This window comes from Streptomyces olivaceoviridis, assembly GCF_014650115.1.
Classification (GTDB): Bacteria; Actinomycetota; Actinomycetes; order Streptomycetales; family Streptomycetaceae; genus Streptomyces; species Streptomyces olivaceoviridis.
The window spans coordinates 1-12,758 of the sequence record NZ_BMUI01000069.1 but is presented as its reverse complement, the minus strand read 5'-3'; the positions used below and the strand labels follow the sequence as shown (position 1 = coordinate 12,758).

Annotated in this window: 6 protein-coding genes; all 6 read right to left on the bottom strand. The window is 67.3% G+C overall.

The window, feature by feature from the left end:
• Positions 1-153: 153 nt before the first annotated feature.
• The 6 genes from IE273_RS42575 to IE273_RS42550 all read right to left on the bottom strand — a co-directional run bounded on the left by IE273_RS42575 (position 154) and on the right by IE273_RS42550 (position 12,740).
• Positions 154-2,163 (bottom strand): AIPR family protein, encoded by a 2,010-nt coding sequence (locus IE273_RS42575; protein WP_189820475.1) that lies wholly within the window; start codon positions 2,161-2,163, stop codon positions 154-156.
• Positions 2,156-3,166 (bottom strand): PD-(D/E)XK motif protein, encoded by a 1,011-nt coding sequence (locus IE273_RS42570; protein WP_189820474.1) that lies wholly within the window; start codon positions 3,164-3,166, stop codon positions 2,156-2,158. Before IE273_RS42570 ends, IE273_RS42575 begins: the two co-directional genes overlap by 8 nt.
• A complete protein-coding gene (locus tag IE273_RS42565) occupies positions 3,163-5,847 on the bottom strand; it encodes a Z1 domain-containing protein (RefSeq protein ID WP_229888133.1) in 2,685 nt (894 codons plus the stop codon). The genes IE273_RS42570 and IE273_RS42565 overlap by 4 nt, the downstream gene beginning before the upstream one ends.
• A 162-nt stretch (positions 5,848-6,009) precedes the next feature.
• Positions 6,010-7,485, bottom strand: a complete 1,476-nt coding sequence (locus tag IE273_RS42560; protein ID WP_189820472.1) for an ATP-binding protein — start codon at positions 7,483-7,485, stop codon at positions 6,010-6,012.
• A 369-nt stretch (positions 7,486-7,854) separates the two neighbouring features.
• A complete protein-coding gene (locus IE273_RS42555; RefSeq protein ID WP_189820471.1) occupies positions 7,855-9,753 on the bottom strand; it encodes a DUF8724 domain-containing protein in 1,899 nt (632 codons plus the stop codon).
• Positions 9,753-12,740 carry a helicase-related protein gene (locus IE273_RS42550; RefSeq protein WP_189820470.1) on the bottom strand — a complete coding sequence of 996 codons (2,988 nt, stop codon included), beginning with the start codon at positions 12,738-12,740 and terminating at the stop codon, positions 9,753-9,755. Before IE273_RS42550 ends, IE273_RS42555 begins: the two co-directional genes overlap by 1 nt.
• Positions 12,741-12,758 lie beyond the last annotated feature (18 nt).

Sequence of the window (12,758 nt, the reverse complement as noted above, 5' to 3'; positions counted from 1 at the left end):
GCAGCCCTGTGCTGCTGCAAGCGACTCGTCCGCCTCACCACATAGGACACGGTCTAAGTGACGGAGACGGGCGGATCGTGCTCCGCCGCGCCGAGGACGCCATGAGGGACCTACTCGAGCGCGGGGAGCTCTGAGGGCCGGGACGAGTCGGACCTACGGACCAGGGACGAACCCGAGCGAAAGCGCCTCGTTGCGCGCGTGCAGTGCCTGTACCGCCTGTGGCTCGGGGATCTCCTGTTCGAGTTCGAGTCGCCGACCGACGTACTGCGTGAGCTGGCGCTGCGAGGGATCCAGGTTGTGCGTCTCCTTCGCCCATCGCTCGATGGCGTACCACTCGTCTGCCGGGACCGACGTCACCTCGTCGCTCGCCCCCCGATCGCCTTCCGCACCGCCTGCGAGGGCCTCGTCGTCCAGCGGCTGATCACGGAGCTCGGCCGCCAGGTCGCGAGGCAGGGACCAGGGCACGCGGGAGACGGCGTCCCAGCAGGCGGGCTTCTTGGCCCACTCGCCCACGTGGTTGCCCTCACGCGGCCTGGTGACGACCCGCATGACCCGGGGGCACAGGTCGTCGATCGCGGCCTCGAGGGCTGGTGAGATCCGCTGCTCACGCCAGATCCTGTCAAGATCGATGCGCTGTTCCGTGGCGAGCGCCAGACGGGCCATGGTGTAGGTCGTGATCATGCTCTTGTAGCTGCCCGCCTCGTGGTTCGCGGCGATGCGGTCGACAGCCTTGAAGAGTACCGCCATTGCTATCACGCGCTGGCAGTACTGGACGTCGACCCGAGGGGGCGCCTCGCTGATGCGGTCCATGAACGCGACGAAGTTCTTCTGCGCGCCGCGGCTGACGCTGAACGGGAGGAGGCTCCAGGAGTTGACGTACTTCGCGAGGTCCGCCTTGGTGAACTTCCGATTGGTCGGGTTGAGCTTCTTGAAGGTGCGCTGCTTCGCCGGTGTCCGGGCTTTGGCCAACTCGTCGGTGTACTGGCCGCGCGCCCTCTCGTAGAACCAGTGGGTCTCCTGGCCGCTGCCGTCCGTCGCCGGCGCCCACAGCGATCGAGTGATCCGCTGGACGGCCACGTGGTACGTGTGGTTCGAGCTGAAGTCGACGAGCGTCACGCGGTTCTGGGTGTTGGAGTACTCGGAGATCATCGGGACGATCTCTGAGAGCCGCTCGGGAGAGACCTCCGTCAGCTTCATCTGGACGGTCACGTGAGACAGGTCGGCCTTGTCCCTGCTCAAGGCGTAGTGCAACGAGGCCGTGGTCTGACCGCCGTTCACCACTTGGAGCCCGTGCACCCGGGAGATACCTGTGGGGGTGCCGTCCGGACCGTACACGAAGTCGACCTGGGACGCGGTCGCCGTGATGCCGTTGTTGTACGCCAGGAACCTGCCCGGTGAGTGCAGCAGGGTCTCCCTGATACCCCGGTTGACCGATCCGCGGGCCTGCAGGAAGGACCGGACGTTCAACTCGAGAAGTCTGGTCCCGTACTCCCCGTACAGTTCGGCCAGTCTCTGGCCGGGGATCACGGCCATGGTCACCGAGTGGTCCGGCTCGCTGCTGGGTGCCGAGACGCAGGGCAGCGGTGGATCGAACGAGACCACGATGGGCTCGCTGATGCTGCCGGACGTCTCGTGGCGGTGCAGCCGTGACAGGTCCCACACCTCGTGCGTCACGGGGAGGCCGTCGAACTCGGTGGGCGGGAAGGCGGTACTCGTGCCGACGCGGTTGCTGAGCAGGAAGAGCCGGATCCTCCGTACCTCGGTGAGCGCCTTCTCCACTGCCGCGCACATGTCGTACACGTCGAAGGACTCGTCGATGTGCTGACGCAGCCCGTCCCGACATCGGCGGACGAACGTCAGCAGGCGCCTGAACGCGGTCTCTGCCTGCCCCTTCGTGAGCTTGGACTCCAGCGGGTCCAGGTCGAAGTCGGTCACGAAGAGGTCGAGGCACTCGCCGGAGTCCCCGATGCCGTACCCGTGCACGAGATGACCGTGGGCCGAGTGGTAGGCAGTGAACGTGTTGGACACGATGCCGGCCCGTTCCAGGTCCTCGAACACGCGCCGTGTGAACGTCTCCGGGGTGGTGGTCCCCTCGGCGTCGGCGGTGGCCTGGACGTCCGTGACGACGTCGTGGGCGTACTGGGACAGGTCGAGCTCAGGCATGGGGTCCCCCGATCAGTGCGGTCACCTCGTCGGCCGTGGCGCGGTGGTGGTCAAGTCCCGAGGTGTTCACGTGGTACGAGCACTCACCGACCCCCTCGGGAAGATCTGCCTCGACGAGTCTCGGGAAATTCTCCCCCACGTGCCAGAAGCGCAGGTCGCGAACGGTGTAGCGGGGCTCCTCGTACACGTCTCGCTGGCCGGGGAGGTAGCCGGCTTGCACGAGACGACCGTCGAAGGCGGCTCGGACGGCAGGGCTCGTGAGCTGCTCGCGTATGCGGTCCACCAAGCGGTTCAGGCTCTCTCCTGATCCACCCCGCCGTTCGTCGAGCATCGCCAACGCCAACAGGAGCGCAGGCGTCCCGGTGTCGTCCAGCTGGCGCTCGCTGGCGATCCGGATGCTGCGGGGCCGTTTGGCGGTGCTGGCCTTCGCCTCGACGGCGACTCCTGGCAGCTGGAAGTCCTGGTTGGCCCCGCTCGGTCCCGTCCACGCGTCGACGGCCTCGGCCGGCCCGACGACGGGCAGGATGTGGTCGCGCAGCACCAGGAGCTCGCCGACGAGTCCACGACGGGCCTCAGGGCCGAGACCGTCTCTGCCGACGGCGCGGAGGAGGTCCTGCCACCGCTCGAACCTCTCCACCGCTGCTGTCAGGGCTGCTGCGGCACCAGGGGCCTCTCGGACCGTGTCAGCCACGTCCGTGACGAGCGGGTTGAACACCTCTCGCAGCTCGTCGGCGGTGAGGACCACCTGGAGCTCGTACTCGAGACGCGACACGGCGCTCACGTTCATCTCCAGCCCGGCAGCGCGAGGCAGCTGGCGCACGGAGCGCACGATGTGGTCGGCGGAGCGAGCGTCGGCCCTGAGCACAAGCATGCGCTGCTGTGCCGGGTGGGAGACGGAGAGGAAGACGTCCAACGGGGCGTCTGGGTGCAGGCGGATACGGGACCTGCCCGGGGCCCCCTGGGGTGCCTCCAGATCACGCCACTCGGCTTCGGTGACGGTCACTCCCCGTCCTCCTCGTCGTCGAGGGCATCAAGGCCCTCCTTCTGCCAGATGGCGTTGACCACGTACTCGGTGTCGGACTGGTGCTCGGAGCGCGGGAAGCTCACCTTGAAGCCGACCAGGGGCGGCCGGGCCGGACCATCCTCGGTCGCCGGCCGCTCGACCAGGTAGACGAGCAGCAGTGCCTGGTCGGGTCGGCGCTGCCAGCGGACGTGGTCTCCCGAAGGCGACTGGGGTACCTTCTCCCGCTTCTTGATGGCTGCGGCCTTCTGTGTCGCTTCCAGGGCTGCGTCCACTTGGTCGCGATCGAGGTCGAAGCGGTACTCGTCGGGAGGGCTGAGCAGTCGGCGGATCGTGTACCGACCGTCGCTGTCGACGTCGTTGAGCGCCGTGCGCTCCACGGGCCCCAGGCTGTAACCGGAGATGTCCTGCGGGTCCTTGGCTGCCTGCTTGCCGACCAGGACGACCGTCCACTGCGGGAGCTCACCTACGGCCATGCACTGTTCGATGTACTTCGCGATGAAACGGGGGCGAACCCTCTGGGCCATGCGGTCGGTCTCGTAACGCGTGAGGAAGTCCACGATGGCGTCGGAGGGCACCTGCTTCCACGTCACGTTGGCCCCCGCCGTCGTCTGGTCGCCGGTGGCCAGGCCGTCGAGTCTCCGGACGAAGTCCCCGAGTATCTTGAGGTTGTGTTCCGGGACCCCGTCGGAGACGTTGAAGATCACCGTCTCCGGCCCCTCCCCGGAGTAGCTGAGCATGACCTTCGTACCCTGGCGCATCTTGTTGGCAGCCGTGACGGCGAGGCCCAGAGAGGAGGCGCGGACCTTCAGGCCGAAGTACCTCGGACTGAGGTTCAACGCCGCCATCTCCTCGACTTCACGACGCAGTTCGTCGGTTGCGGCAGTCACCTCGATGTACTTCGCCTGCAGATCGGGAGTGGTGTACAGGCGGCAGAGGTCCTCGTGCCCCGGCCGGTATCCGAACCAGCGTCCCATCTGGAGCAGGGTGTCGTAGGTGCTGGACGTGCGCAGGTAGTAGCTGACCGTCAGCCCCTCCAGGGTGAGGCCCCGGGAGAGCTTCTGGCCCCCGATCGCGATGACCGAGAGACCGGTCCTGCGGTGCTCGTAGTAGTCGAGTGCGTCGCGGGAAGCGCCGTTGACCGTCTTGACCACGATCTTCCGTAGCGCGGGCATGAGCTGGCTCGACACGTCCTCCCACGTGACGCGTCGGGCCTCGTCCGCGGGGAAGTGGTCCGTGGTGGGGACGAAGTCCCGCTCCCACAGGGCCCGGAACTCGGCCATGCGCTGCGGTGCCTGTCCGTACCGGTCGCGGAGCGAGTCCACGAGGAGCCGCAGGTAGTCGTCCACTTGGTCGCGGACGATCCCTTGGACCGCCGTGAAACGGGTGACGTGCACCAGCATGGAGTTGTGCACCTTCGTCTGTCCGCGCACCCGCCGTGCAGCGCTGGCGAGGACGAACGAGGCGATCGTCTCCCGGAGCGACCGCGGAAGGTCGTCGGAGGGGACGAAGGAGGACTTGTGCTTGCTCGGGATCCAGCTCTCGGCGTCGTCCACGGGGCGTACGAGCGGAAGCGGGGGCACGTCCTCCTCGTCGTCGTTGTCGACCTGGAGACCGAACACCCGCTCCGGACCGAGGTAGTTGGTCGGCGAGGGCAGGGTGCGGATGAAGCTGTCGGGAAAGAGGTCGGCGCCGAGTTCGGCGTGGTCGACGTCGGGATCGATGTAGATGTTGGCGAACGGGGTGGCGGTGTACCCGACGTACGCCGACTTCTCGAAGCTCTTCATGAGCTCACGGATCGCACCGTTGGTCCTGGTCGGATCCGCGTCGGGATCGCGCTCGGTGTTGATGGAGGCGTTGTCCGCCTCGTCGTCGATGACGAACAGCGGGATGTCGCGTACGACCTTGTTCCCGCTCTCGTCCTCCGTGCCCTGGACCTCGGTCACCCACGTCCGCAGGTACTCGAGGATCTTCCAGTGCTTCTTGACGACGAGAACGACCGGGAAACGGCCGAGCGGGAAGTTGACGGCGTTGGCCGCCTGCCGTCCGAAGTCGCCCCTCTCCGAGCTGTTGGTGGGGGACGCGATGTCGAGCTTCTTGGCGCCCGGCATCCTGCCGGCACCCATGAGGCGGGACTTCCCGTTCTGGTTGGACCGTTGCTGGTGCTGGGTGTCGAACCCCAGGAGCCCCTCGTCGACACGCAGCTGTGTCTGGCTCCGAAGGTCGTTGTGGATGCCGGCGAGGATCACCACGAACTGGTACCCCGCGTCCACGGCCTTCGCGGCGAGCCCGATGTACTGGCCGGTCTTGCCCGACTGGACCTGCCCGATCACCAGGCCCGTCCGGCGCCACGAGCCGACACGGCGCGGGTCCTCGAGCTGGCTCAGGACCTCGTCCGTGCTCTGGTCCAGCCGGCGCACGACGAGCGGCGGGAGGTTCCGGACGTCCTCCAGGTAACGGCGGTAGCGTTCCCAGAAGTCCCAGGCCCGGTCGTTCTTGGCTTCGGGCAGCCAGGGCTCGTGCCCGCTGTCGCTCTCCAGCCCGGAGGAGCCCTCCTGGAAGACCGCCGTCAGGACCTCGATCTCCTTGGCCAGCTGCTCACGGTCGAGAACCTCGCCCTGGCCGGCCAGCATCCCGAAGATGACGGTGACCGCGTTCTGCACCTCGTCCGGCGTCGGCTGACGGTCCTGAGACAGTAGTGCGAGAACCAGGCGACGGGCCTTGGCAAGGGACTCGAGAGAGTCCTCGGGGGTGGAACTCACAGCAGACCTCCGGCTGAGCGGGAACGGCATGGGGCAGGCTAGGGGCAGGCACTGACAACGGGCTCACCCGTTCCAGAAGCCCTGCATCTGGTCGAAGGGGGGCATCGTCCGGAGGCGTTCGCGAGCGGCCGCAGGCGAGCGGCCGTCCGAGACCAGTGCCTCGTAGATGCGCTGTGCGACCTCCGTTGCCTCGGCGTCGGCGGGCCCGGGGCCCCCGAAGGGCTCGGGGTCGTCGCTGGTGTCCGTCTCGTGCATCACGCGGAGGGCGGTGACCGGCACCGTCTCCTCAAGCAGACGGATCAGGGCACGCACGTCATCCGAGCCGGCACCGCCAGAGCGCAGAGCTGCCTTCACCAGAGGGTGGCCTCGGTTGATCCTGCAGGTGACCTGGTCGTCGACACGGCGGACGTTCCACGCGTACACGAGCGGATCCCCGTGCGTGCGCGCAGCGATCTGCCCGCGGTGCCGAAGCACGTCCGCGGCCCTTCTCCTGGCTTGCAGGGCGATGCGCCGTAGATGAGAACGCAGTGCGACCGGCGGGACGACACTGGACTTCCGGACGTCGACCCCCCATTCGACATCCGTCTCGGCGGGGATGTCCACGGCGATCCGTGCCAGGTTGTACTTCTCCTCACGGCGCAACCCGCGCTGTCCGAGCCAGTCACCGGCCAGGATCAGACGGTCCCGGCGGTACACGTAGAACCCCTGCTGGTCGAGCCACCCACGTGGGCCGCCGGCCTTCTCGTACTCGTCCGGGGCGAGCCTCTGGGCACTGGGGAGGACGAACGCCTCCACCCGTACGGAACCCGCCCCCAACCGCAGACGCTCGACCGGAAGCGGTTGTACGGACGGGTGGCGGGACAGGAACGGATCCCAGGGCTCGACGGGGCTGCCCGACACACGCAGGTTGCGACGTCGGCTTCCGGTGAGGAACCTGCCGAAGACCATGCCCAGATGGGACTCCGTGCGGGCGGCCTCCGCGTAGAACTGCTTCTGGGTCCGCTCGTCCTCCACCGTCACCGCGTCGACGTGGTAGCCGTTGAGGCGCCGCCACAACACGACGGTGCCGTGGCCCGACTTACCCCGGATTCTTTCGAGCAGCTCGGTGGTCGTCTCGTCCGCGCCGCGTAGCAGCCGCCACTCGCCCGTCCTCTCGACGACGTCGAGGTCCCATGTGCGCACATGCCATTCGCCGGAGGCCGCGGTGGCGACGGTGAGCTGCCGGGCCTGTGAGAACGAGGCCGACTTGAGGCCGACGCCGAAGCGCCCCAGGTCCGTAGCGCTTCGGGGCCTCGCAGGGCCTCGCGCGGCCACGGTCATGGCGGTCACGAGCTCGTCGGCGGCCATCCCGGCACCGTCGTCGGCAACGGCGATCCAGGAGTCCTGCCCGGCCCAGGTGAACTCGACGTCGATCGTGGACGCCCCCGCGGAGATGCTGTTGTCCACGAGATCCGCGATGGCGGCAGGCAGGGAGTACCCGAGCGAACTGAGCGAGGCGACCATGCCCGCCGGCTCCGGAGCTGCTATGTCGTACGTCACGCCGAAGTTCCAGCCTGCTTCCGGTTCCTGATACTGGTTGAGATTATCCATGTATGCCGTTCGGGCCCTGGACGGGTAGTTGAGTGGGGTGTCCTGCCGAAGCGAGGCCACGTGAACGTTCCATACGCCTCTCCGCGTGCTGCGGAAAGAGGCTTCGGCTTATGAAACCGTCCTACCTGAACCGTGGGTGCCAACCGACTGCGGACATTTGGAGCGCATCCATGTGTGCTTGGCACCGATCCGCGGAAAACGATCTCTTCACCACGTCGTAGTGCAATCCCTCAGTGGGGAGGTCGGGTCTCGTCAGGGCTGTCACCAAGGCTGGGCCGGTGTGGGGAGGGCCGAGGACGGACCCTCCCCACCGGGCGTTCACAGGGTGGGGTCCCAGTACCCCACTTTCGAGCCGTCCGGGGAGCCGAACAGGTGCCAGCGAGAGAGGTTCCGGTTCCAGAACTGGCAGGCTGTTTCCGGCAGCTGGAGGCAGCCGTGATCCGCCCCCTCGTTCGTGATCATGCAGTTCGGGTCGTACAGACAGGCGTCGTTGTCGACAGCGCGACTGACGACCGCGTCCAGGTTCTGTTCGAGGACCGTCCGCATAGCACCGAGGCTGAAGTCGCTGCCCCCGTTGGGGTAGATGGCGAAGGCCAGGTCATACGGAAAGAGGTACTCCGACAGACTCGTCTCGCTGTAGCCGCTGTCAACCGCCAGGGCCCTCAGGAGCTGGTGGGACAGCGAGTGAAGCAGCCCGAACAGTGCGTGGACAGGTAGGTCCGGGTGCCCGGGTTCTGGACGGGTCTCGTGCGAGAGGGCCTTGCCGTCGCTGGGCCCAAGCTGGTGTACCAGCCACTTTGCGACGCCGCCGGCCTCGTCAAGGGTGCTGCGACTGACGAGTTCGTTACGGACGAGCCACTGGCTCACCCGTTCCCGGTCGACGGGGAAGAGCAGCGCCTCCGCCTCGGTGGGGTGGGCGTAGACGAGGGTCTTCTCGGGGGCTCCTCGTGCGGCCCGCCCCCGGTACGGGACGAGGTCCGCCTCCTCGGGGCTGAACCCTGTCCGGCTGTAGCCGATAGCAAGATAGGTGATCGGGAGATCACTGACCAGACAGGTCTCCTGCCCGAGACCGGCGGATGCGAGGACGCCGGGATATCGTTTGTACAGGGCCAGGCGTTCGGCGTTGCGTGCTTCTCGCTGGAGACGGGGTACGCCCACACGTTCCAGGTTCAGGACCCGGCGATAGGTGTGCAGCTCGGCCGCGAGCCCGCGTGCGTCGTCGCTCTCGGGGTCGAGTCCGAGCGCCTTGCCCACCCGGTCCCGCAGATGGTCCATCTCGACCGGCATGAAACGTGCCCGGAGCGCTCGCGCTTGGTCGTGCAGGCCGGCCTCCTCCATCACACGGATGCTCTCGATAACCTCGTCGGGGACGTCAACTGTGTGGCCGTCCGTGAGTCGGCGGAACTCGTCCTCGGTGATCTCACCGAGCCACCAGCCGAGCACGGCAGCCGTGTACAGGGGGTTGCTCTGCCGGCTGGCCTCTTCGGTCGTGGTCACGTTCACGAGTGTCAGACCCTGGCCGACATGCGCGGTTCCCGCGGTATGGAGCAGGGGGTTCATGAACTTGTCCGGGTAACTGCACGAGGAGTTGCTGCAGCTCCACTGCACGCCCAGGGGGAAGCCGCAGGTCATGCACTCCCACCGGAAGTCACGGAACCTACTGGCGCGGTCGTCGAGCCTGAAGCGCGTGTGCCCCCTGGGGCACTTGCTCGGCGGGTACATGGGCGACATCTCGCCGCACTTGTGTGCGAAGACGAACTGGAGCTGCCGGTTCCCGACGGGGTTACCGCAGGCGGGGCAGGCCGGCGGCCAGTCGTCCGTTCCGGGGCGCGGGTCACTGGCTGTCCAGACGTGTCCACACCCGCTGCTGGAGCAACGCACCACCCGGGGCCAGATGCGGCAGAAGACCTTGCCCGGTACCACGACCTCGTAGTGGCGGTCGGCGAGTCGGTCCTCGTCCCCGGGGAACTCCGGTGCCCGGTCGGCCCCGGCGGAGAAGGCGCGTCCTGCGGCTCGCCACCTGCGCACGAACCGCATGGCCTCCTGTACCAGATGCTCGCGGTCGAGCGAGGGGCCGTCGAACTCCTCGTCACGCCCGAACTGAACCACCTGGGCCGTGTAGCCGCCGCGGTGGTCAAACGTCTGACCAGGGCGGTACCGGTAGAGGACCTGACCCCGGTCACGGGCCATGTCGTCGGTCCTGGGGTTGAACGCCATCACGACCTCCTGCCGTCGGACACGATGTGGAACGGGATGCCCTCGGAGACGTCGCGAAGACTTGTCATGGGCCGGTGCTCGAGACCCAGGTAGTCGCCCGTCGCGCGGTACCCCCGGTTGTTGCCACCTGCGAGACCGGCAGAGGCGCCGGCGGAGCGGAGGCTGGCCAGGGCGTGCTCCACCATGTCCTCCAGATCGCTGTGGAGTTCCTGCCCCTCCGGGCGCTTCGACTGGAAGACGGCGTGAAGTGCCTCCAGCAGTTCGGTGAGCTGGACCCCGTCGAGACCTCCGCTGGACGGATCACGCAGGGCGGCCTGCATCTTCGAGAGGTCATGCAGGTGGCTCGGAGCGTTGCCCGCCCGCCACCAGTCGCGGTTCGCGATCTGGAGAAGATGTCCCATCAGTATCCCGGGGAGGGTCTTGCGCACTGCGAACCTGCTCCAGCGGTTGATGGCCACCGGCTCGACCATACGGTCCAGGTACTCGTGGAACTTGCCGTGGTAGCGGTAGTGCGACCGGTCCCTCTCCCTCACCGGGTTGAAAAGCATGAACACGAGGCCGTGGTAGGCGCGGCCGACCCTTGACGACGCCTGGATGTACTCCGCCATGGACCTGGGCATGCCGTTGAACAGCATGAGGTTCAACCGGTCCACGTCGACCCCGTGGCTGACCATGCTCGTTGCGACGACCATGCCCGTGCTGCCGTTGGTGCTGCCCAGGTCGTCCAAGACGCCGCGTACCTCGTCCAGACGTGTTTCGCCCTTGAGTTCCGCCACTTTGAGGTCGGGAAAGCCCTCCCGGCGCAGGGCCTCGTTGACCTGGGTGTCCAGTGAACGGCGGATACGGCCGAAGTCGACGAGCGTGGTGGCGTAGGTGAGGCTCGTACGGTAGAGGTCGACAACATCGTGGAGCTCGTCCTCCGTCCAGCTTGTGAGAGCTGGAGGAAGGTCCTGTCGTCGATCAAGCTTCCATAGAGCCCGGTGGGCGGACGTCAGGATCCTGACCAGCGTCATCTCCGCCGTTCCGCGCGTTGGCATGACTCCAACGAAGCGGCGAAGCGGAAGGCTCCGGTCGAGCCGCCAGTAGAAGCTCTCGTCGAGGTTGGGCCCGGGGAGGGGCACCACCACCGACCGCAGGCCGAAGAGGTGTTCGCTCTGACGGTCCTCACCACGGATGGTTGCGGTGGTGGCGACCACCTTCATCCGGACACCCCGGCCGTCGGGCCGCTGCTTGGACGACAGGGTCCGCTGTACCTCCGCCAGGAGACCCTCATAGTGCCCGGAGAAGGCTCCGAGTTCCTCGTTGACCATGTGAAGCTCGTCGATGATCTCCAGAGAAGGGGAGGAGTCGTAGAGAGGTTCCCCCAGGGGCTTGAGAGGGGTCTTCGGGTGGCCTGGCGCGTGACGTTCGTGGCACTTTCCGCCTCGGCCGAAGCCGTGCGGAGGGCACCAGCAGTCCACATCGCCGAAGAGGGCACCGAACTTGTCCGACAGCCCGATGTTGGCAAGCTTGTCCAGGGTGCCGACCACGACGGTCGGCAGGTAGCGGTAGATCTCGGTGTCCACGACGACGATCGGCAGGACTTTCCCGCACTGTTCGTTACCGCAGACGTGTTCCAGTCTGAGCCGCTGCGGGTCAGGGGCCGGTATACGGACCGACCGTTCACCACAGTAAGGGCAGTCGTGAACAAGCCGGTACGCGTGCCGTTCCTCCTCGCTTGAGCGAAGTCGGTCGAGCATCCGGTCCGCGGTCAGCGAGTTGGGGGTGTTGCCGCCACCGGCGTAGAAGCCGATGAAGAAGGGCCACCCGGGGTCACCGCCGACCTCCCTGAGTAGGTCGGCGCTCTTGCCGCGGACGGTCTCCGCGGCTGCGACGACGTCGAGCTGCCGTTGTGTCTGCTGCAGAGTCAGCAGCCGGAGAGGGAAGCGGCACCAAGCCGAGACCCCAACCCTCTTCCCCCGGGCACGGTCGTAGAACATGCACACCAGCACCAGGCCGAGGTACGCCTCGGTCTTGCCGCCTCCGGTGGGGTACCAGACGACGGTTGCCGCCTCGGTCGGATCCACGTTGTCCTCTTCACCCCAGAGCCCTGGGGTGAAGAGGTCCTTCGGGTGTTCCCGCCAGGCGAGTGCACCGAGCTGGCTGACAATGGCCACCAGCTGGAACAGTCGCCACCCCCGGCTCGGCCGCTTCCGCTTCTTGTTGAGCTCCACCATGGACTCGTTGGCGAGCTGGAAGGCTGTCAGGAGGCGCCTGTCCCGCCGCAGCCACGCAATGCCGTCACGAAAGCGGGCGACCTCCAGTGATGCGGCCTTTCGGTCGGCTTCCTTGCGGTGAGCAAGTTCAGGCCTGTCCTGGAGATCCGCAGTACTCCAGGCGGGCGTCTCCAGGTACGCCTCCATCTCGTCGGCGAGGTCGTCGAGCACCGGAAGAGGGTCGACGGCGAGCGTCGCGTAAGCCCAGCGTTCGTCGGTCCGGGCCACGGCGCGGTGGGTGTCATGCTGTGGAACCGGCACGCTGCGTACAGCCACGAGCCGACCCTCGTGCCACCGTGGCTCGACGCCGCAGTTGTTCGCGTACGCACCCAGCTCTCCGGAGTAGCGGTAGGCGTCGGCACCGAGGTCCATCACGATGGGCAGGAGACGGTCGCCCTCGACCTCCAGTCCGGCACGGAACAGGGAGTTGTCCCTGGCCTCGTCGCGACGGGTACGGCCGGCGTTGCTGCCCCGGCCCTGGACGGTCACGACGGGATCGGTGGCGAGGTTCTGCAGCGTCGCGGTCACGCGGAGCCGTCCGGATGCCACGGGCCTCGACGTGACGACGACGTGCGCGGCGGGGGACGGCACCACCGGGTCACCGCCCACCTCCCGGGCCAGCCACTGCTCGAACGCCCCGTCGTCTGCCATTGCGGCAGGCGGGACCAGCCGTTCACGGCGGTCGTTTCCGACACGGCGGTCGATCCGAGGGTCCCGGAGCGCCTGCTTCACGGCCTCCTCGAAGGCATG